The 19,004-nt window shown below is 66.4% G+C and carries 20 protein-coding genes; 7 read left to right on the top strand and 13 right to left on the bottom strand.

The annotated features are described in order from the left end of the window. Window positions 1-15 precede the first annotated feature (15 nt). The 7 genes from QNJ67_16655 to QNJ67_16625 all read right to left on the bottom strand — a co-directional run bounded on the left by QNJ67_16655 (window position 16) and on the right by QNJ67_16625 (window position 5,908). On the bottom strand, window positions 16-876 hold the full coding sequence (locus QNJ67_16655; GenBank protein ID MDJ0610607.1) for a TAXI family TRAP transporter solute-binding subunit: 861 nt from the start codon (window positions 874-876) through the stop codon (window positions 16-18). A gap of 187 nt (window positions 877-1,063) precedes the next feature. Continuing rightward, window positions 1,064-1,378: a hypothetical protein gene (locus QNJ67_16650; GenBank protein ID MDJ0610606.1), complete on the bottom strand. Its 315-nt coding sequence runs from the start codon at window positions 1,376-1,378 to the stop codon at window positions 1,064-1,066. Between the two features lie 88 nt (window positions 1,379-1,466). After that, window positions 1,467-2,330, bottom strand: coding sequence for a MipA/OmpV family protein (locus tag QNJ67_16645; GenBank protein ID MDJ0610605.1), 864 nt, complete (start codon window positions 2,328-2,330; stop codon window positions 1,467-1,469). A gap of 188 nt (window positions 2,331-2,518) precedes the next feature. Then, on the bottom strand, window positions 2,519-2,896 hold the full coding sequence (locus tag QNJ67_16640; GenBank protein ID MDJ0610604.1) for a hypothetical protein: 378 nt from the start codon (window positions 2,894-2,896) through the stop codon (window positions 2,519-2,521). 164 nt (window positions 2,897-3,060) lie between these two features. After that, complete coding sequence (locus QNJ67_16635; protein MDJ0610603.1) at window positions 3,061-3,492, bottom strand: hypothetical protein; 432 nt, start codon at window positions 3,490-3,492, stop codon at window positions 3,061-3,063. A 7-nt stretch (window positions 3,493-3,499) separates the two neighbouring features. Further along, the gene (locus tag QNJ67_16630) at window positions 3,500-5,317 is read right to left on the bottom strand and encodes an adenylate/guanylate cyclase domain-containing protein (protein MDJ0610602.1); all 1,818 of its coding nucleotides are present in this window, start codon (window positions 5,315-5,317) and stop codon (window positions 3,500-3,502) included. Between the two features lie 114 nt (window positions 5,318-5,431). Continuing rightward, complete coding sequence (locus tag QNJ67_16625) at window positions 5,432-5,908, bottom strand: DUF3568 family protein (GenBank protein ID MDJ0610601.1); 477 nt, start codon at window positions 5,906-5,908, stop codon at window positions 5,432-5,434. 384 nt (window positions 5,909-6,292) lie between these two features. Between QNJ67_16625 and QNJ67_16620 the strand changes: the two genes are divergently transcribed. From QNJ67_16620 to QNJ67_16605, 4 genes are all read left to right on the top strand, one after another. Then, window positions 6,293-7,282: a tripartite tricarboxylate transporter substrate-binding protein gene (locus QNJ67_16620; GenBank protein MDJ0610600.1), complete on the top strand. Its 990-nt coding sequence runs from the start codon at window positions 6,293-6,295 to the stop codon at window positions 7,280-7,282. A 250-nt stretch (window positions 7,283-7,532) separates the two neighbouring features. Then, window positions 7,533-8,222 carry a GntR family transcriptional regulator gene (locus QNJ67_16615; GenBank protein ID MDJ0610599.1) on the top strand — a complete coding sequence of 230 codons (690 nt, stop codon included), beginning with the start codon at window positions 7,533-7,535 and terminating at the stop codon, window positions 8,220-8,222. Window positions 8,223-8,253: 31 nt separating this feature from the next. After that, window positions 8,254-9,978: a thiamine pyrophosphate-binding protein gene (locus QNJ67_16610; GenBank protein ID MDJ0610598.1), complete on the top strand. Its 1,725-nt coding sequence runs from the start codon at window positions 8,254-8,256 to the stop codon at window positions 9,976-9,978. Window positions 9,979-10,037: 59 nt separating this feature from the next. Then, a complete protein-coding gene (locus QNJ67_16605; GenBank protein MDJ0610597.1) occupies window positions 10,038-11,009 on the top strand; it encodes a D-glycerate dehydrogenase in 972 nt (323 codons plus the stop codon). Between the two features lie 109 nt (window positions 11,010-11,118). Here the strand turns inward: QNJ67_16605 and QNJ67_16600 are convergent, their stop codons facing one another. Then, window positions 11,119-11,403 carry a hypothetical protein gene (locus QNJ67_16600; GenBank protein ID MDJ0610596.1) on the bottom strand — a complete coding sequence of 95 codons (285 nt, stop codon included), beginning with the start codon at window positions 11,401-11,403 and terminating at the stop codon, window positions 11,119-11,121. 163 nt (window positions 11,404-11,566) lie between these two features. Here QNJ67_16600 and QNJ67_16595 point away from each other — a divergent pair, with 163 nt between their 5' ends. The 3 genes from QNJ67_16595 to QNJ67_16585 are packed head-to-tail and all read left to right on the top strand — an operon-like array spanning window position 11,567 to window position 12,643. Further along, a complete protein-coding gene (locus tag QNJ67_16595) occupies window positions 11,567-11,923 on the top strand; it encodes a hypothetical protein (GenBank protein ID MDJ0610595.1) in 357 nt (118 codons plus the stop codon). 10 nt (window positions 11,924-11,933) lie between these two features. Beyond that, complete coding sequence (locus tag QNJ67_16590; GenBank protein ID MDJ0610594.1) at window positions 11,934-12,392, top strand: TspO/MBR family protein; 459 nt, start codon at window positions 11,934-11,936, stop codon at window positions 12,390-12,392. Beyond that, window positions 12,392-12,643, top strand: a complete 252-nt coding sequence (locus QNJ67_16585; protein MDJ0610593.1) for a hypothetical protein — start codon at window positions 12,392-12,394, stop codon at window positions 12,641-12,643. Before QNJ67_16590 ends, QNJ67_16585 begins: the two co-directional genes overlap by 1 nt. On the opposite strand, the gene QNJ67_16580 is transcribed toward QNJ67_16585, so the two are convergent. From QNJ67_16580 to QNJ67_16560, 5 genes are all read right to left on the bottom strand, one after another. Next, window positions 12,624-13,859, bottom strand: coding sequence for a geranylgeranyl diphosphate reductase (locus QNJ67_16580; GenBank protein ID MDJ0610592.1), 1,236 nt, complete (start codon window positions 13,857-13,859; stop codon window positions 12,624-12,626). The genes QNJ67_16585 and QNJ67_16580 overlap by 20 nt on opposite strands. A gap of 9 nt (window positions 13,860-13,868) precedes the next feature. Next, window positions 13,869-15,236 carry a BCD family MFS transporter gene (locus QNJ67_16575; GenBank protein ID MDJ0610591.1) on the bottom strand — a complete coding sequence of 456 codons (1,368 nt, stop codon included), beginning with the start codon at window positions 15,234-15,236 and terminating at the stop codon, window positions 13,869-13,871. Further along, the gene (gene chlG / locus QNJ67_16570; GenBank protein MDJ0610590.1) at window positions 15,233-16,093 is read right to left on the bottom strand and encodes a chlorophyll synthase ChlG; all 861 of its coding nucleotides are present in this window, start codon (window positions 16,091-16,093) and stop codon (window positions 15,233-15,235) included. Before chlG ends, QNJ67_16575 begins: the two co-directional genes overlap by 4 nt. Window positions 16,094-16,254: 161 nt before the next feature. Further along, window positions 16,255-17,700, bottom strand: coding sequence for a transcriptional regulator PpsR (ppsR, locus tag QNJ67_16565; protein ID MDJ0610589.1), 1,446 nt, complete (start codon window positions 17,698-17,700; stop codon window positions 16,255-16,257). An 86-nt stretch (window positions 17,701-17,786) separates the two neighbouring features. Continuing rightward, window positions 17,787-18,707, bottom strand: a complete 921-nt coding sequence (locus tag QNJ67_16560) for a cobalamin-dependent protein (protein ID MDJ0610588.1) — start codon at window positions 18,705-18,707, stop codon at window positions 17,787-17,789. Window positions 18,708-19,004 lie beyond the last annotated feature (297 nt).

Genomic DNA, 19,004 nt, shown 5'->3' with positions numbered 1-19,004 from the left:
AGTCCGCTCCTCGCTTCAGTTCTCCATGCGCTCCCACAGCAGCGGCTTCACCTCGGTGACCGCCTTCCTCAAGGTCGCGTAGGGCTTTGGGTTGGCCTTGGCCCAGGCCTTGGCAATCACCAGGGTCGCCCAGACGCCAAGGGTCTCGACCGCGGGGTCTTCCAAACCGGTCTGCAGGTTCGCGTAGGTGCCTTCCGGGATAACCGCCGAACGGTAGATCCGGTTTTCGACCAACTCGGCGTCGCGCAGCTCGTACAGGTCGAAGGAGACGAGCCTGAGATCCTCGCCCCGCGCGTCGGCATCGCGCATGAACGGCGCTTTCGGATTGACCACGGTTGCCATGCAATCGGCCGGCCCGCCGGCCAGGAGCTCTTCGAGCGCTTGTCTGCCGCCGAGCGGTCGCGTGGCGATCCTCTCGAGGTCCTCGTCCAGGTCGGAAAGCGCGCGCCAGGTCGTCGCGCTCCCGCTGCCCGGCTCGCCGGTCAGCACCACCGTCCCTTCCGGTTCGTTCATCATGTCCCCCACGTCCTCGAAGCCCGATCCGCGGCGACAGATCAAGTGCAGCAACTCCTCAAAGAGAAGCAATGGCGGCGCGATCACCAAGCGCCTGACTCCGCCCTCCATGGAGTAAACCATGAGCGCGTCGAACTGCACTATGGCCGCGTCGCAATCTCGCTCCGCCATGCGCTTGAGATTGTTCATGGAGCCTTTGGTGCCGAGGAACTCCAGCCGTAGGCTGGCGTCCTTGACCGACTGTTTGACGCGCTCGGCGATGAAGCGGGAGCCGTCAGCCTCTTGCGTGTTGCACAAGGTCAGCTTGGTGTCTTCAGCCCATGCGGTGGGCGCGGCCGGAATCAGCAGGACCATCCAAACCATCAGCAAGGACCAGCCTCCCAACAAGCCGTGTCTCCGCTGTCTTAGCTCTAACAGAGTTGTGACCATGATGCTTGTGGCTTCAACCGAACTCTACGCGAGGATAAGGGTGTGAGCCGTGAGTGCGACTTCCCTGGCACTCGCTGCGATCCGGCTCATAGCCGTGCCGTTTCTTCTACCGCGGCGGCAGCTAGCGGAAGCGTATGTTGACATTGGAGCCGTTGTGCAGACCCCTGAACTTTAAGCTGCGTCCTCGGGCGTCGTAAATCACGATGTTGCCTCTGCCGCGAGTGTCGGCGCAAACGCTTACCGAGGTCGTGGCGTTGTCGTCGAGGACGGCTTCAAACACTCTGATTCTGCAAGTCGGATCGTAGGCAATGATGTAAAGGGTCTGTTGGCTGCGGTTGAAGATATCGATCCGCATCAGCTGTTCTTTGGCGTTCGCGGCGGTCACCGCCGACACCACGAGGCCGAAGGCGGACAAGACGTACAGCAGATATTTCACCACTGACCTCCTGTTCCCGCACACCCGTCACGGTCCCCGCCGCGCCTCGGCCCTGGTCTGCCTTTGATTGGCCCCCGGGGACCCGCCGCTAGAAGGTGAAGCTGACCAGAATCCCGCCGAACAACTGGTGTTCGGAGCCTTCGTCGTCGGTGACCGGGCTGTCCTTCGCGTCGTCGAGCAGCAGCGTGTAGCTGCCCAGCAGCCCGACATTCCAGCTCTGCGTGATTGCGTAATTCACCCCGAGGCTAAGGCCCCAATCCTTGAAGCCAGCATCGGCGTCGAATTCGTCGAGCCCGCTCCGCCTCGCGTCGTCGGAGTCGATGCCGAAATAGGTTTCCATGTAGCCGCTGGTCGCAAAGGTCGAGAAGGTCCGGCTGGTGAAACGGAAATCGCCTAAGGGGTACACGAAATCGATGCCCGGCTGCAGGAGCCAGCCGTCGTGCTCGTCCGTCACGTCGGCGGCGAACTGGAAATTGGCGCCGAGCGTTGGGCCCTTCGCGCCCTGGAATTCGTGCACGTAGCCGACGAAGGCGCCCATCTCGAACGCCGGATCGACGTCTTCCAGGTCGTCGACCCGGTCGTTGTCGACATCGTCGCGCTCCATCCGGAAGTTCGCCAGCGGTCCGGCTTCGATCCGGCCCCCCGAGATCAGGTCGTTCGGCACCGCGTTGCCGCGTATCTGCAAGGCGCGCAGGGTGGAGCCGCTGACGCTGACGTTGTAGCCTCTGCCCCAATCCGCCCGCAGCAGGGGGATCGGGACGACTTCGTAGTCGTCCGAGCCTTCATAATCTGGCGCCCCGCCGACTCCCGCGCCCAACGTCCATTTGACCCCGCCGTCGGAGTCGTCCTGCGCGGCCGCCATTCCCGGCGCTGCAACGGCGACCAGGGCGACGAACGCGCAGGCGCGAACGGCCGCTAGGCCGGAATCCTTGTTTTCTCTTTTCGAGACCATGACCTCGACTCCCTCATAGAGACTACTCAGGTTTTTTCTGACCGGCGGAGGTGCCGCAGGCGACCGTGCCCCACATTCGCGCTGACAACCCCAGGTCTACCGCGTCGCCGTTTCAGTTTTTGGTCCCTGTCAGACTACGAACGGCGACGCTCGCACCTTGTGTGGCAACCGAAGGCTTGTCAACCGTGCTAACGCCGATGCCGCCGCACGTGCCTGTAGAACACCTGGGTCTCGCCCTCGCCCTCGTCGGCCTGGAACTGGAAAGACGCGCCGTGGCTGTCGTGGCAGTCGCCATTGTCCATGGCGACTTCCTTCTCCCCGTCCACGATCAGCCGCCCCCGCCGGCCGACGACGCAGACCCTATAGGTCGTCCCGTCCTCGAGGTCGGCGAAGGTATAGGTCTCTCCCGCATTCACGTCGAAGCTGCCGTGCGGACCGAGACCCGCGCGCATCGCGGCGCCGGATGGATAGCTGGTCTGTGCCAGCGCCAGCGCCGATGGCAAGATCGCCGCGGCGAGAACGCACGAGGCTGAAAGCAACGCGCGGCGCAAAAGATTCGAAGACATCGTGACCTCTCCCTGGCTTCGTCAACTCCCGGACACGCCCTTAGCAGGCGCGCCCTGATCCCTCTTTGACGGAGATCAACCGCCCTCTCCCGCCACTCGAGCGCAACAGCATTTCAGCAAGTTTGTATGAAAGTTTGAAGGCGGGTCTCGGGGCGCCCCTGTGCTTATTGGAAGCGACTGATGAATTCCTCGGGCGGCTCGAGGACATTGCGGCCGTTGCGGTCGATAACCTGGCATTCGCACACGGCCTCGTTCCGACTTTTTCCGCGCTGGCAGCGGTCGAGCGCGTTGCTCGCGAGGCGCCCTACGGAAATGCTGCCCACGCCGCCTCGACCGCGCGTGGCGACGGCGAGGAAGCGGACCCGAGGCTCGTCGGGCGTAGAGTTCTGCCAGTCGAAGCAGCCGGCCAGCGCTTTCGGGACCTGGTATTGCGGATAGCGGGGATGGGCGCGCATGAGGCTGTCGTGCACGCGGTCTGCGATGGAACTCGAGGCCCCCGCGTCCTGGGCGCCCAGCGAAGCGAAGAGGATGCCGGCCGCGACCAGCGAAGAGAGTGCTCGGCCGGTCGACGGGACGCGCGTCGTTGCTTCGGTCATGGGCGCGTCATGACGGCGGGACTATCCGGAAGACCTGGATCGGCTCGGTCTTGCCCTTGACCGTGAAGGCGCCCGCCGCTTCGTGCTGGATGTCGATCGAGAGAGCGCCGATCACGCTCTCGCTGGCCAGGATCACGATCTCGGCGTCGGGCGCGACCTCTTTGCCCAGCCCCTCCATGCGCTGGGCCGTATTCACCGTATCACCGACCACCGTGTAGTTCATCCGTTCGGGCGCCCCGATGTTGCCGACGATGGCTGGCCCGCTGTGCAGGCCGAGGCGCATCCTGACCGGCGGGAGGCCCTGGCTCCGGCGCAGGGCATTGTTGTCCTCGACCGCGCGCGCCATGGCGCACACGGCCCGTACGGCCCGGTCCGCCTGATCGGGCTGGCGGTCCGGCGCACCCCAGAAGGCCATGAGGGCGTCGCCAATGAACTTGTCGATCGTTCCTTCCTCGCGTTCGACGCAGGCGGCAAGAAGGGCGAAGTGATCGTTCAGAAGGTCGGCGGTCTGTCGTGCCGTCATGGCCTCCGAGGCGGCGGTGAAGCTGACCAGATCGGTGAATAGGATAGTCAAGGCGCGTTCTTCCGACGCGATCTCCGCTTCGCCACGACGGATCAGGCGGCGTACCAGCGAGCGCGGAACGTAGGTCTGGAACCAGCCCAGGGCGCCGAGCATGGCGTTGAACGAACGTGCCTGGGTATCGAGCTCGGCGATCACGCTGCGCGGCAGCGGCTTCACCTCGGAGATTTCCAGCTCGGCAATGTGCGCGGCTCCCGCGCTCGCCGTCTTGATCGGCCGGGAGATCGCGCGGCCCAGCACGATTGCGAGACCGACGCTGAGCAGCAACATGGCGAGGCCGATGAAAGCGCCGTGCTGGACCGCGCGAAAGGCGGCCTCCGCTGATTCTGCGTCTTGGTGGCTGCCGATGATCAGAGGGCTCTCGCCGTAGCCCTCGACCTCGGTGTGGGCGAAGACGTAGCGCTCGCCGGCGATCGCCGTTTGCCTCAGCGTCAGGTCAGGCAGGCTCAGTTCGATCTCGAGCGGATGGGTTTCTGCCGACCAAAATTGCCTGAGAACCAGGTCGCCGACGCGATCGATGCCGACCGTCGGCGACTCCTTGGACAGTTCCGGATGGTTAGAGGTCAGATTGGGATGGGCGATCACCTGATCCCTGTCGGCGAGGACAAAGATGGTGTTGTCGTCGGTCTCGCTGACCTCAAGTGTAAGGTCCGAGAGCTGGTTCAGCGACACCCCGGCCAGGACCACGCCGAGGAACGCGCCGTCGCGCCGAACCGGCCGGACGAAGTTGATGTAGGATTTCCGGGACTGCTCGCTGAACAGGACTTCGTTCCAGAAGCCCGCTGCACGCTGCCGGGCGGCTTCCAGCGTTCGCTCCTTGAAGGCCGGTTCGCTCGTCGGGGTGGTGTCCACCCGCCAGCCCTCGGGCCCGTTTCGGTAGGCCCTGACGGATTTCTTGTCGGCGGAGAAGTAGATGAGCCCCGTCACGTGGGGAGTGGCGGCGAGGGCGCCCAGGAGCAGGCGTCCGATCTCCCGGTCATCGGCCAGGTCGACTGCGCCGGCCGCGAGCAGGTCGGCCGTCCAGTTGACCTGTTCCACCACGGGGTCGAGGTGGTCGCGCAGCTCGTCGACGACGAAGCGGCCGGACTCGGCAGCCGACTCGCCGACCAGGTTGATGGTGTTCTGCTTGGTGGTGATGTAGCTGATCGCCAGCACGGACCCGAGCGCGAGAACGATCAGGGCGACGATGGAGGTCACGACCGTAAGGGTGATTGGCAGCCGGCCCCTGCCGGGGAGGATCCTCATCAGCATCACCATGGCCGAAGAATCGGGTGTCCGATCTTAGGAGGCGGCTGCGGCTCTGGAAACCCCACTACCGGGGCGGTCGGCGGGGAGCTGGCCTGGCGCGGTAGCGCCGGGCTATTCGGTCCGAGGGGCCCGGGGAACCTTCGCGTCCGACCAGTCGACCAGGAAGGCATCGGCCTCCTCGAGTTCCTCGATGATCTGCCGCCCCAGTAGGGCGCCGAGGCCGGAATTGCGGCTCGATCCGAAGAACACGCGAATCTGGGTCACGGTCTCGGTGCGGCGTTCTATGCGGAGCGTTATGAGAGCGTCCCGCTCATCCATAAAGCGCAGCCGGGTGCTGTCCTCGCCGATCTGCTCTTCCGTAAGCTCGAGCGACAGCACCTCACCGGCGCGCAGCGCCGCCTCAACCACGTCGTCGTAGCGCGCCATCCAGAAGCTGTCGCCCCGGCCCGAGCCCAGGTTCTCGACCACGACCGGCGAAGCGCCCACGGCGGAGGGCGCGATGGCGGCTGCCGCTACACAGCCGCCGGTCAGGGCCGAGGCCGTCAATAGCGCGGCAGCGGTTAGAAGCCTGGAGCGCCGTGGAGTCATGCCGTCCTGTCCGTCCCTCTTTCCGCGCGGCCAGCCGACCACCGTGAGACACAGAGCTCTTGCCGTCGCAGTGCGCGCTGCCGCAACAACCCGCCTTCCCGGAGGCGGTGCATCATTCCACAGAGGGCGACCGCGCGCCAAGCAGAGACCTGGCGGTTGACAGGCGCTAGGAAAATCCCCTACCTACTGGTATACCAAATGCCATGGGCCCTGCGGCTACGCGCGCAGGATGCAGTCGGTCCGGCTGGACGTCATGGGGCGCTTAACCAAACATCAAGGTTTTCTTTACCATGGCCTCTCGCTAGACTCGGACTATGGGTTGAATACCCGAACAGACTCTCAGCCCTCGGCGAAACATATCGAAATCGATCAGGGAGGATCGAAATGACGCCAATCGGAAGACGACTCTTTAGTTTCGGGCTCGTTGCAGGCCTCGGTTTGAGCTTCACGGTCGGTGCGCAGGACGCGCTGGCCGCTTGGGAGCCGAAGAAGCCTGTCGAGTTCGTCATCATGGCAGGCAAGGGCGGCGGCGCCGACAAGATGGCCCGGCTCATGCAGACGGTCATCGAGAAGAACGGCTGGTCCGCCAAGCCGCTGACGCCGATCAACAAGCCCGGCGGCTCGGGCGCGGAAGCGCTGGTGCATCTGCAGCAGAAGTCCAAGTCGGATCCCAACCACACCATCATGGTGACCTTGAACAGCTTCTACACGACGCCGCTGCGTCAGCCGAAGCTGGGCATCGACATCATGACCTTCACGCCGATCGCCCGGATGGCCGAGGATACCTTCCTCCTGTGGGTGCATAAGGACTCGGGGATCAAGTCGGTCGAGGACTTCGTCGCCGCGGCCAAGGCCAAGGGCGGTGACTGGGTCATGGCGGGCACCGGCAAGCTGCAGGAAGATCAGCTTCTGACCGACTTCCTCAACGCGGCCTACGGCCTCGACATGAAGTACGTGCCGTACAAGGGCGGCGGCAAGGTGGCCAAGCAGCTGGCAGGCCAGCACGCCAACTCCACGGTCAACAATCCCTCGGAGCAGGAAGGCTTCTACGCGGCGGGCGACACCGTGCCGCTGGCGGCCTTCACCAACGACCGCCTGGACATGTTCCCCGACGCCCCGACCTTCAAGGAGCTCGGCAAGGACTTCGTTTACTACATGCAGCGGAGCGTCGTTGGCGCGCCGGGCATGAGCGAAGAGGCGGCCGCGTACTACCAGGATCTCTTCGCCAAGGTGTTCAATTCGCCGGAGTGGCAGGAATACCGCAAGAAGAAGAGCCTCTACGGCGACTTCCTCACCGGTAAGGATCTGGTCAGCTACTGGGAAAACGAGCGCAATATCCACGAGGCTATGCTGAAGAAGATGGGCGCGATCTAAAGCCACGCCTATTCAGCACCCTTACTTTTAGGTAAAGGGCCGCCATCGGTGATGGCGGCCCTTTTCCTTTCCTTGCTTCCCGAACCCCTGATCTGCCTCGCGCGGCGCTCGTCTCCCGTTATAGGAAAGTAGGCCTAAAATCCGTCGTCGTTTTGCGCTTTGCGGTTTCTGGTATCTGGTATACAATAAACCAGAACGTCGGGGAGGGGTCGCGAAGCGGCCTCCATGAACGGCAGTCGAGGGACAGGGAATGCCTCCGGCCGAACTAGCCATAGCGCCGATCCAGCAGGACGCGAGCCTCAAGGACAAGATCTACGACTCCTTGAAGCAGGCGATCACAACGATGAACATCTACGCCGAGGACGCGAACCTTCGGCTGGACGAGCGCGAGCTGTCCGAGCGCCTGGAGATCAGCCGGACACCGATCCGCGAGGCCCTGGCGAGGCTGGAGCAAGAGGGTCTGGTGCGCATCGTGCCGCGACGCGGCGTGTTCATCGTGCGCAAGACAAAGCGAGAAATCCTCGAGATGATCACGGTCTGGGCCGCTCTCGAGAGCATGGCCGCGCGGCTCGCCACCGAGCGCGCCAGCGACGAGGAGATCGCTGACCTAAGGCGCATGTTCACGACCTTCGCGGGTAAGCAGATCCAGGCGCAGATCGACGAATACTCGGAAAGCAACATCAGCTTCCACCAGACCATTCTCGGCCTCGCCAAGTGCGACCTGCTAAAGGCCACGGCCGACAATCTCTTCGTCCACATGCGCTCGATCCGGGCGCGGACCATCGCGGAGGATGATCGCGCCAAGCGCTCGATCGTCGATCACCTGCACATCATCGAGGCCCTCGAGAAGCGCGACCCCGACCTGGCCGAGCGGCTGGTCCGCGAGCACACGCTCAATCTGGCGGATCACGTCGGGCGTCACGTGGACTATCTCGACTGAGCCTCACACCTGGTAAGGAGAGCTTGAGCCCATGTCGGATACAGCGAGCGATACCCTGGCGCGGAAGGATCGTTCCGGCGATGTTTTTTCTGGCGGTCATCTTGTTGCGAAGTCGCTTAAGAACGAGGGCGTGGACACAGTTTTCACGCTTTGCGGCGGGCACATCATCGACATTTACGACGGCTGCATCGACGAGGGGATCCGGATTGTCGACGTTCGCCACGAGCAGGTGGCGGCGCACGCTGCGGACGGCTACGCGCGTCAGACCGGCAAGCTTGGCTGCGTTGTGACGACGGCGGGTCCCGGCTGCACCAACGCGGTGACCGGGATTGCGACGGCGTTCCGCTCTGAGACGCCGGTTCTTCACATTGGCGGCCAGGGGGCGCTGACGCAGCACAAGATGGGCTCGCTGCAGGATCTGCCGCACGTCGACATGATGGCGCCGATCACCAAGTTCTCGGCCGGCATCCGCTCGACCGAGCGGATCGCGGACATGGTCTCGATGGCGGCGCGGGAGTGCTTCAACGGGGCGCCGGGTCCGGCCTACCTGGAGATCCCGCGCGACGTTCTGGACCGGGAGGTGCCGGCCGACCAGGCGGTGATCCCTCAGGCCGGGCGCTACCGGGCGTCGGTCAAGTCGATCGGCGACCCGGCGGACATCGAGAAGCTGGCCGACCTTCTGGTGGCGGCCGAGCGGCCGTGCGTCCTGCTCGGCACCCAGGTTTGGAACTGCCGCGGCCACGAGGCGGCGATCGGGCTGGTGCGGGCGCTCGACATCCCGGCCTACTTCAACGGCTCGGGCCGGGGCCTGCTGCCGCCGGGCGATCCCCACCACTTCCACCGGACCCGGCGCCTGGCGTTCGACAAGGCCGACGTGATCGTGATCGTCGGCACGCCGTTCGACTTCCGCATGGGCTACGGCAAGCGGCTGCGGGCCGACGCCACGGTGGTGCAGATCGACCAGGACTACCGCACGGTGGGCAAGAACCGGGACGTGTCGCTGGGGCTGGTCGGCGATCCCGGGGCGATCCTCAAGGCGGTGCACGACGCGGCCACGGGGCGCACCGACAAGGGCGGGGCGAAGCGCAAGGCGTGGCTGCAGGAGCTGCGCGCGGCCGAGGGCAAGGCGACCGACAAGCTGATGCCGCTGTTCCTGTCCGACCGGTCGCCGATCCACCCCTACCGGGTGGCCTGGGAGATCAACGAGTTCCTGACCGAGGACACGGTCTACATCGGCGACGGCGGCGACGTGGTGACGATCTCGGCCCAGGCGGTGCAGCCGCGCGCGCCCGGCAACTGGATGGACCCGGGGGCGCTGGGCTCGCTCGGGGTCGGCACCGGCTTCGCCATGGCGGCCAAGCTGGCCCACCCCCAGAAGGAGGTGCTGTGCTACTACGGCGACGGCTCCTTCGGCATGACCGCCTTCGACATGGAGACCGCCAACCGCTTCGGCGCGCCCTACATCGCCGTGATCGGCAACAACTCCCACATGAACCAGATCCGCTACGGCCAGATCGCCAAGTACGGCGAGCAGCGCGGCAACGTCGGCAACCAGCTGGGCGACATTCCCTTCGGCAAGTTCGCCGAGATGCTCGGCGGCCACGGCGAGGAGGTGCGCGACCCCAACGACATCGGACCCGCCCTGCGCCGCGCCAGAGAAGCCGTCAACCGAGACGGAAGATCCGCCGTCGTCAACATTTGGGTCGACCCCAACGAGTACGCGCCGGGCACAAAAGCACAGACAATGTACAAGTAGGTGCCGCAAGGCGCCGAGCGTCAGCCACGAACGCTGAACAACGAAAAGCGAGGAGAGCCATGAGCAAGCCCAAAGTCATCGTCACCCGGCGATGGCCGGAAGCCGTCGAGACGCAGCTGAGAGAGCACTTCGACGTCCAGTTGAACGAAGACGACCGCCCCCTGAGCAAGCAGGCGCTGAAGGACGCGTTGGGTTCCGCAGACGCGCTGTTTCCGACGGTCACGGACCCGATCGACGCGGAAGTGCTCTCCGCCGAACCGCTCCAGGCCCGGCTGATCGGCAACTACGGCGTCGGCTTCAACAACATCGATACCCAGGCGGCCAAGGCCCGCGGCCTGGTGGTCACCAACACGCCCGAGGTGCTGACCGACGCGACGGCGGACCTCGCGATTACCCTGATGCTCGCCGCGGCGCGGCGGATCGGCGAAGGCGAACGCCATGTGCGCAGCCGTAGCTGGACGGGCTGGCGCCCGACCCACATGCTGGGCACCCAGGTGACGGGCAAGACCCTGGGCCTGATCGGCTTTGGCAGGATCGGCCAGGCGGTCGCGCGGCGCGCCAGGTTCGGCTTCGATATGCGGGTGCTGTTCTTCGATCCCTATCCGCCCAACGACGAGACGGTGCGGGCGCTGCAGGCAGAACGCCGCGACAGCGTCGAAGCCATCCTGGAGGAATCCGACTTCGTCTCCCTGCATTGCCCGGCGACGCCCGAGAACCGCCACCTGATCAACGCCGAGCGGCTTCAGACGATGAAACCCGAGGGCCTGCTCATCAACACGGCACGCGGCGACGTCGTGGACGAGGCCGCCCTGGACCACGCCCTCGGGACGGGCGTTATCGCCGGCGCCGGCCTTGACGTCTTCGAGCGTGAGCCCGACGTGGTCGACGGCCTGCTGAGCCGCGAGAACGTCGTGCTATTGCCGCACCTTGGCAGCGCGACCCGGGAGACCCGGGTCGCCATGGGCCTGAAGGTCCTGGAGAACGCGGTCGCGTTCTTCAAGGGCGAGGAGCCGCCCAACCGGGTCGCCTGACCGAGGAATCGGGCCGGCGCGGGCCGTCTGCCACCGGCCGGCCCGCTTGGTCCCGCCTGCTCGCTGACAGCTTAACCGAGGCGGGCGACGCGCGCGCCTATGCGCCCGGCTACTTGAAGCGCGACCAGGCGCGCGTGAAGCCGTCCGCGATGTCAGTCCAGGCCTTCTCGAAGCTTTCCCTTTGCTTCTCCCAGTCCTCGGCCTGGCTCTTGGCGAAGGCCTGGAACTGCTCTTCCGCGACCGCGGCGTGCTGCTTCATCTCCGCGAGCTGTTCCTGATAGTTCGCCTGGGCCTCTGCCGTGGCCTCCTTGATCTGCTGCTCGGTCTTCTGGATCTGCTCGTTCCACTCGTCGAGCTTCCCTTTGAGCATCTCAATGTACTGATCGCGGTCCATGATGGTGAATCTCCTCCCCTGGCCTTGTTCGTTCCGAACAACAGGATACCCTGCCCCGGGGGTTGTTCCAGGCGAAAAATTCCTTCCAGGCCTGGGATCGGCCGGAAAGGCGGAGGCTCCCCGAAAAAAACCGATTGTCTTGATGCGACGTAGGAGAGAGGTCATGTCCGATCGCCAACCAACGCAGAACCAGGCCGGCCCGCAGCGGCTCAGCGGCAGATCGTCCATGCTGGCGCCGTTCCTGCGCGGCGGCGGGATCGTCGTCCTGCTGTTATGGAGCCTGCTCTCCTTCGCGCCGATCTTCACACTGATCTACGGCGACACGACGACCGCATCGGCGATCGTCAACTGGCTCTTCGCGCTCACCGGCATCGCGGCCCTGGGGCCGGCCTACTGCGTGCTGCTGCTGCTGGCGGCGCCGAAAGCCCGGCACCTGTTCTATCCCCAGGGCACCCGCGCGTGGTCGGCCTTGGCGGTCTACGCCGCCGTCTGGATCGTTCTCTACACCTTCCTCCGCTGAGGAACAGCCCATGTCGATCGCCGTCTTCCTCCTCGCCGTCGTCCTGGCCGCCTCTTCGGGGGCAATCTTCAAGCCCGGCGACTGGTATCGGAAGATGACGAAACCGTCCTGGACCCCGCCAGACTGGGTCTTCGGCGCTGGCTGGAGCGTGCTCTACATCGCGATCGCCATCGCGGGCTGGCGGGTCTGGGAGCGGGCCGACGGGGACGCCGTCGTGCTGCCCATGGCTGTCTACGCAATCCAGCTCGCACTCAACGCGGGCTGGTCGGCGATCTTTTTCGGTCTGAAACGGCCGGACTGGGCCTTCGCCGAGGTCGCCGCCCTCTGGACGGCGATCGTCGCCAATATCGCCGTGTTCTATCCGGTCGATCCGCTCGCGGCCTTCCTTCTGCTGCCCTACCTCGCCTGGGTCACCTTTGCGGCGGCGCTCAACCTAGCGGTCTGGCGCCTGAACAGCGGCCACGGCTGATGGCCCGCCGAACGCGGCCGCTTCGCCGGCCCGGGCTCGTTGCGTGGGGCCTCGGCCTCACGCTCCTGGGCGGCGCGGCGACCCTGGCCATCTCCCTGGGCTTCGACCCGGCGGACGCGGCGGCGACCACCCACAATGTCATGATGCTAGCGTTCGGAACGGCGCAGCTCGGGCTCGCCCTGCTGGCCCTGAGGGTGTTCCAGAGCCTCTACCGGCGCGCCGCCGTTCTGGCTACCCGCCGTCGCCGGTAGCCGGCCGCCGGTTTGCGCCTCCAGTGGGGGCCACCAGTCCGCAGAGATGGGCCAGATCCTTGAAGAAGATCCGCACGTGAGCCAGCGGCCGGGCCCGGACGAGGCGCTTGTTCATGTAGGCCTCCCAGGTCAGGCGCTGCACGTCGGGATCGCGGCAGATCGACACGAAGCGCTCCCGGCGCCGATCGTCGGTGTACCAGAACTTCTGCATCATCCCGAGGATCCAGAACACGCGTCCGTGCGCCTTCATGAACCTCTGGCGCGCCCGGGCCAGGGCACGGGCCTCGCCGGTCGCCAGAAACTCGCCGGCCGCCTCGGCCGCCAGACGCCCGCCGACCATGGCGTAGTAGATCCCCTCGCCCGAGGCCGGCGCGACCACACCGGCCGCATCGCCGGCCAGGATCACGTCCTTGCCGTTGTCCCATTTCTTCAGCGGCTTCAGTGGGATCGGCGCCCCCTCGCGGCGCAGGGTCTCTGTCGAGTCCAGGCCTGAGGCCTGCCTGAGCGCGCCGACCGCGCCGCGCAGCGAGAAGCCCTTCTGCGCCGAGCCGACGCCGACGCTCGCCGTGTCGCCGTGGGGAAACACCCAGGCGTAGAAGTCCGGCGACAGCCGGCCCTGGTAGTACACGTCGCAGCGCCGGCCGTCGAAGCGCAGGCCGTCGGACGGCGGCGACTTGATGACCTCGTGGTAGGCGAAGACGCAGGGCACGTCGTCGGCGCCCGCGACCGACTGCCGGGCCACGGTCGAGCGGGCGCCGTCGGCCCCGATCACGACGCGCGCGCGGACGCTCTCCAGCTGCCCCTTCTTGAGGCCCTCGCCGGGCACCCTAAAGACGACGGTGGGATCCTCGCCGTCGTTCCGCAGGATCGAGACGAAGCTGCCGGTCCTTCGCTCCGCCCCGGCCGCCGCGGCGCGCCGCCGCAGGTACTCGTCGAAGACGTCGCGGTCGACCATGCCCACGAAGCCGCCCTCGATCGGCATGTCGACCTCACGGTCGGACGGCGAGATCATGCGCGCCGATCGCGCCCGGGCGACCAGCAGCGAGTCCGGGATGTCGAAATCTTGGATCAGCCGTGGCGGAATCGCGCCGCCGCAGGGCTTGATCCGCCCCGCCCGGTCGAGCAGCAGGACATCGTGACCCGACCGGGCCAAGTCCATGGCCGCCGTCGCACCCGCCGGACCGCCGCCAACAACCACCGCGTCGTAGCACCGCATGGCTCGCTCCTATCTTCCACCGATTTCCGCCAGGCCGGGCTCTGGCACCGGCGCCGGCCGCGCCGCCGGCTCGCCCGCCGGCTGGGTTACCTGCGTCGCCAGGTAGGCGGCGAGCAGGAAGAGCAGTCCCTCGGCCATGAAGACCACGCCATAGGCGAGAGCCGGCTGGTCGAACAGCGCCCGCGTCACGTCGATCGCGACCGTTCCGGCGAACCCGCCAAGCCCGAAGGCGATCGCCTGGGCCGCCCCCCAGAGGCCCATGCGCGTGCCCTCGCGGGACCGCCGCCCCTCGCTGACCAGCCCCATCATCGAGCCGATCGCCGCGACCGCGAAGGCGCCGTTGGCCACGCCGAGGGCGAAGACCGCCGCTTCCAGCGGGAAGCCGATCCCGACGAAGCCGCCGGACGCGAGGGTGAAGAGCGCCGCCGCCGACAGGACGCAGCCGGCCATGGCCCAGGCCCGCAGCGAGCCGAAGCGCCGCCCGCGGCACGCCCGGCCGAGCACGGCGATCAGGATCATGCCGAGCAGCACGCCGCCATGCTGCACGCCGGCGAGCTGGGTCGATTCCCCGGGCGTCTTGCCGAAGACCGCCCCGGCGAAGGGTTCCAGGATGAGGTCCTGGGCGCTGTAGGCCAGCATGGAGACGAAGATGAAGACGGAGAAGCGGCGCGCCGTCGGCTCGGCCCAAACCTGGGCGAGCGCCTCTCTGAACGAGGGTTGCGGCTCCGCGGCCACGGGTTCCGCCGGGCGCGGCGCCGCGCCGGCGCAGGCCTCGATGCCCCAGACCGCGGCCACGGTAAGCGCGAAGGCGCTACCGGCGACGACGGCGGCGACCAGGATCAGCCGGCTCAGGGAGAAGGGATCGAGAAAGTGCCCGGCCACGCCGGCCGTCACGATCATGCCGGAGATCATCATCAGCCAGACGATGGTCGCCGCCGGGGCGCGGCGCTCCGGGTCTACCAGCTTGGCGAGCAGCACCAGTAGCGAGGTGCCCGACGCCCCGACCCCGCCGCCGATCAAAGCGAAGGCGACGGTCGCCAGCACAACGCCGAGCGCCAGGGAGACCGACATGGCGGCGGTAGCGGCGGCCGCCAGAACCCCGCCGAGGGCGAGCACGGCCATACCGCCGACGATCCAGGGCGTGCGCCGGCCGCCGATGTCGGATCCGTAGCCCCAGCGCGGGCGGAGCACCTGGATCGCGTAGTGAAATGCGACCAGCGCCCCCGGCAACATGGCGGGCAGCGCCAGCTCGACCACCATGACCCGGTTCATCGTCGAGGTCGTCAGCACGACGATCGCGCCGAGCGCGCTCTGCGCCAGTCCAAGCCGGACGATCTGCAGCCAGGACAGCGAAACCCTCGGAGCCTTGACCGTCATGCCGATGCTCCCAGCAGAGCCAGCGCGCTGACCAGCATGCCGAGCACGTAGAGCGTGGTGCCCGTGGCGTTGTACCAGGGCGCCTGCGCCTTAGGGTCCTTAAGCAGGCGGCCCATCAGGGCGACCTGCACGGCGAGCAGCAGGGCGACACCGATTGCGTAGAGGCTGTGCCCCCAGGCGAAGAGAAAGCCGATCACCGCGAACTGGGGAACGATCATGACGCTGCAGGCGAGCCGGGCCGCCCGGTCGACGCCGAGCTGCACCGGCAAAGAGCGGACCCCGGTGCGCCGGTCCCCGCCGACCGACTTGAAGTCGTTCAGGGTCATGATGCCGTGGGCCCCGATACTGTAGAGCCCGGCGAGCACGAGGATGCGCCAGTCCGGCAGCGCGGCGGCCATGACTGCGGCGCCGGTGAACCAGGGCAGGCCCTCGTAGCAGACCGCCACCGCGGTGTTGCCCCACCAGCCGTTTCGCTTCAGGCGCAGCGGCGGCGCGCTGTAGGCCCAGGCCAGCGCGAGGCCGACCACGGCCGCGGCGAAGCCCCAGGGCCCGAGCAGGGTGGCGACCAGGAGCGACACGACCGTCCAGAAGATGGCAATGTAGAGACCCCAGCGCCCGGGAATGCGGCCGGAGGGAATCGGTCGTTCGGGCTGGTTGATCGCGTCCACGTGGCGGTCGAACCAGTCGTTGACCGCCTGGCTGGTGCCGCAGACCAGCGGGCCGGCGAGCAGGACGCCGGCGAAGAGAAGCAGCCAGCGGTCATCGGCCGGCAATCCGGAGGACACCACCCCGCAGCCATAGGCCCACATAGGCGCAAACCAGGTGATTGGCTTGAGCAGCTCGAGGACGGATGTCATCGCCGGTCTCATGGCTGTATACTAAGCTTGACACAAGAAATCGTCAATCTTAATTGACAGCCTCACTCCCGACGCCGATCAGGGCGAGCGGCCAGATCCTCTCTTTATGGCGTTGGGTAGGCCTTGCGGCCGCGGCGTGGCCGGCGTGGCGCCCGCCGGCGCTAACTGCGGCGGTCGCTGTTGTTGTTGTCGGGCTGCAGATCGCCGAGGCCGTAGCGGTGCAATTTGGCGTAGAGACTCTGCCGACTGAGGCCGAGGAGCTCCGCCGCCGAGGCCCGGTTGTCGCCGCTCAGCTCGAGCGCCGCCTCGATCGACAGGCGCTCGATCATGTCGGTCGTTTCGCGCACGAGATCCTTCAGCGAGACATGACCGACCAGCTCGGTCAGCTGCTCGACCGACTTGGGCAAGGGATGACGTCCCGCGTCCTCCTTGAACTGACGGCTGCCGATCGCCCGGATCGAGAACCCAAGACAGGATTCCTCGCCGTTCATGACGGAGACCCCGGAGACCTCGACCTCTTCCTTGGAACCCAGCTCGCCCTGCACCGTGGTCACGAAGAGCCGCACGACGCCGTGCTCGCGCAGGTTCGCCGTCAGCACGCCGAGGTCGATCTCGAGGCGGCCGAGCCAGCGCCCGAGCGACTGGCCCATGGCATGGTCTTCGGTCGCCAGTTGGGCCAGGTCGAGAAAGGCCGGGTTCGCGGTCAGGATGCGGCCCTTGAGATCGGTGACGACGAAGGCATCCGGCATGATCTCGATCACGTCCAGAAGCCTGGACCTGGTCTTCGGCACGCCCGCGCCCTCTTCCAGGGACGCCAGACGCACCAGGAGATGGGCCTTGTTGCCCTGCCGGAACAGAGAGGCGGAGATGCGGTACTGCTGATCGGCCAGGCGCAACTGGGCGGTCTCCGTGGCCGCTTGGCCGCGGGCGCTGGCGAAGAGGTCGACGATGACCTCCCTATCTTCGCTGTCGAAGTCGTCCGGAAACTTCTGTCCGATCAGCTCGCCGGCGGTTGCCCGGAGCAGTTGGATCGCCGCAGGGTTGGCATCGACGATCCGCCGCGTCGCGGCGTCGACGATCAGGACCGCTTCGGCTGCCAACTGGAACAGCACCCGATATCTGGTCTCTGTGTGTCGCAGGCGCATGTACTCCCGCTCCATTGCTTGTTGTGCTTCGACGACCTGCTGCTGGAGCGAGGCGACCGTGCGCAGCTCCCTGCCCAGCACCAGAACCTGGCCCTTCTTGCCGATCTCGACCGCCACGTAGGTGATCGGCAAGTCCGGCCCATCGGCCACCGGGTGGTTCAGCTGCCGCCAGCGCGGCGCTTCGCCTTTCCTGGCATCTTCAAGCAAGGAGGCGATCTTCGGCTGGCTCTCCACCGTCGCGGTCTGGGACCACTTCTGCCCCCGCCAGTCCTCCACCCCTTGCGTCAGAAGCTCCGAGTGCGCGCAAGCCAAGTCCACGACCGACTCGTCGCGACCGATCACCAGCGCGACATCGGCCGCGGCCATGACCAGGGCCGCGGCGGTGCCCGTATCGAGGTCCCCGAAGACGCGCTTCGGCGACTTGAACTCGCTGGGCTGCTGATCGGAGATAAAGTCTTCCATGGCTACGGCGATCGCGAGAGTTCACCTGGCTGATCAAAAAAAGCTAACATTCCTCTGCTGCACTCCGTTTTTCAGATCGCTACGCCCTAGGCCAGCGGCCTCACGGCGGCACCGACCAGTTCGCGGGCACGATGAACGGCATGGCGCCCGTCGGCCGCGACACCGTCGGCGCCATGCCTGACGGCCAGTTCGTCGTTCCCGGACAGGGCCCGGCCGCCGGCGAGAACGCGGAGGTGCTCGTTGCGTGAGACCCGGCGCGCGCCGCCGATCAGAGATCCGAGCCGGCTCAGGCTGCTGTCCAGGCTCACGGACACGCCGAGCACGTCGAACCAGTCGTCGGCCACCATGTCGAACACCGCATCCACGCCTTCGGGCGGGCCGCCCCAGACTTCCCAGCCGTCGCGGCGGAAGAACTCGGCGACCATGTACATGCCGAAGGTGTGCTGCTCGCCGGGAAAGGTCACCAGCAGGGCCTTGCCCGCCGGCGCGGGGCAATCGGCGTCGGCCCCGAACGCCGGGCTGAGCGCGCGCAGAAGCTGCTGCAGGCGGGAAAGCCCGAGCGTGACTGAGGTAAAGTCGAGGCGGTCCTCGACCCAGAGGTCGCCGAGGTGGCGGGCCGTCGGCGCCATCAGTGAGAGGAAAACCGTCTCGAGCGACGCGCCGCGCTCACGCATGTCGACGACGAAGCGATGGGCGCTTGCCAGGTCCCGCTTCACGACGACCGCCGCGAAGGTCTTGACGTCCTCCGCCGTGGGCTCCGCCGGACCGTCCGCCGCCACACGCTTGCCCGTCAGCTCGGCCTTGTGGGCCAGCATCAGACGGGGCACGATCTCCGTTTCAATGGTCCGCGCCAGCCCGGCAAAACGTGAAGCCGGCTCGAACCCCTCTTGGTCCGCGCCAGCTTGGTCCGCGCTGGCGGCGCTGTCCTCCCCTTCCTCGCATAGGTTATAAAGTTCGTACGCTTCCAAGATGTCGCTGGTCCCGAGCAGTTGTCGCAAGACTGCCATCAAGCCCTCCCAGACCTCCGGTTTTTCCCTGTTTGATTTATCTTGCCTATACGCTGCCTCGCCGCGTTCGCTACCCTGGGTTACATACCGCGGGAAAAGGGGAGTTGTGATCCGCGAGAGCGACTCCCCTCAGGACTTTGACCGCTGCGCCAGAGAGCGCTGGATTGATCGGTCTCCTTTGGGTTAATTGAACAGCATGCCCGCAGAGAGTGTCAAGAAAGTTAGATAGTGTCTAGTTATTTTGACACATTGATGTTGAAAGAAATTGACAGTTCGCGGGAAAAGCCTCTAGACTTC

Source organism: Kiloniellales bacterium, from assembly GCA_030064845.1.
Classification (GTDB): Bacteria; Pseudomonadota; Alphaproteobacteria; order Kiloniellales; family JAKSDN01; genus JASJEC01.
Note: the sequence above shows the minus strand (reverse complement) of the source record. Positions and strands in the feature narration are given on the sequence as shown.

Excerpts from the sequence above, each read along its gene's own strand:
- QNJ67_16655 (MDJ0610607.1), bottom strand. The coding sequence starts at position 876 with ATGGTTTGGATGGTCCTGCTGATTCCGGCCGCGCCCACCGCATGGGCT.
- QNJ67_16645 (MDJ0610605.1), bottom strand. The coding sequence starts at position 2,330 with ATGGTCTCGAAAAGAGAAAACAAGGATTCCGGCCTAGCGGCCGTTCGC.
- QNJ67_16640 (MDJ0610604.1), bottom strand. The coding sequence starts at position 2,896 with ATGTCTTCGAATCTTTTGCGCCGCGCGTTGCTTTCAGCCTCGTGCGTT.
- QNJ67_16635 (MDJ0610603.1), bottom strand. The coding sequence starts at position 3,492 with ATGACCGAAGCAACGACGCGCGTCCCGTCGACCGGCCGAGCACTCTCT.
- QNJ67_16630 (MDJ0610602.1), bottom strand. The coding sequence starts at position 5,317 with ATGAGGATCCTCCCCGGCAGGGGCCGGCTGCCAATCACCCTTACGGTC.
- QNJ67_16625 (MDJ0610601.1), bottom strand. The coding sequence starts at position 5,908 with ATGACTCCACGGCGCTCCAGGCTTCTAACCGCTGCCGCGCTATTGACG.
- QNJ67_16620 (MDJ0610600.1), top strand. The coding sequence starts at position 6,293 with ATGACGCCAATCGGAAGACGACTCTTTAGTTTCGGGCTCGTTGCAGGC.
- QNJ67_16615 (MDJ0610599.1), top strand. The coding sequence starts at position 7,533 with ATGCCTCCGGCCGAACTAGCCATAGCGCCGATCCAGCAGGACGCGAGC.
- QNJ67_16610 (MDJ0610598.1), top strand. The coding sequence starts at position 8,254 with ATGTCGGATACAGCGAGCGATACCCTGGCGCGGAAGGATCGTTCCGGC.
- QNJ67_16605 (MDJ0610597.1), top strand. The coding sequence starts at position 10,038 with ATGAGCAAGCCCAAAGTCATCGTCACCCGGCGATGGCCGGAAGCCGTC.
- QNJ67_16600 (MDJ0610596.1), bottom strand. The coding sequence starts at position 11,403 with ATGGACCGCGATCAGTACATTGAGATGCTCAAAGGGAAGCTCGACGAG.
- QNJ67_16595 (MDJ0610595.1), top strand. The coding sequence starts at position 11,567 with ATGTCCGATCGCCAACCAACGCAGAACCAGGCCGGCCCGCAGCGGCTC.
- QNJ67_16590 (MDJ0610594.1), top strand. The coding sequence starts at position 11,934 with ATGTCGATCGCCGTCTTCCTCCTCGCCGTCGTCCTGGCCGCCTCTTCG.
- QNJ67_16585 (MDJ0610593.1), top strand. The coding sequence starts at position 12,392 with ATGGCCCGCCGAACGCGGCCGCTTCGCCGGCCCGGGCTCGTTGCGTGG.
- QNJ67_16580 (MDJ0610592.1), bottom strand. The coding sequence starts at position 13,859 with ATGCGGTGCTACGACGCGGTGGTTGTTGGCGGCGGTCCGGCGGGTGCG.
- QNJ67_16575 (MDJ0610591.1), bottom strand. The coding sequence starts at position 15,236 with ATGACGGTCAAGGCTCCGAGGGTTTCGCTGTCCTGGCTGCAGATCGTC.
- chlG (MDJ0610590.1), bottom strand. The coding sequence starts at position 16,093 with ATGACATCCGTCCTCGAGCTGCTCAAGCCAATCACCTGGTTTGCGCCT.
- ppsR (MDJ0610589.1), bottom strand. The coding sequence starts at position 17,700 with ATGGAAGACTTTATCTCCGATCAGCAGCCCAGCGAGTTCAAGTCGCCG.
- QNJ67_16560 (MDJ0610588.1), bottom strand. The coding sequence starts at position 18,707 with ATGGCAGTCTTGCGACAACTGCTCGGGACCAGCGACATCTTGGAAGCG.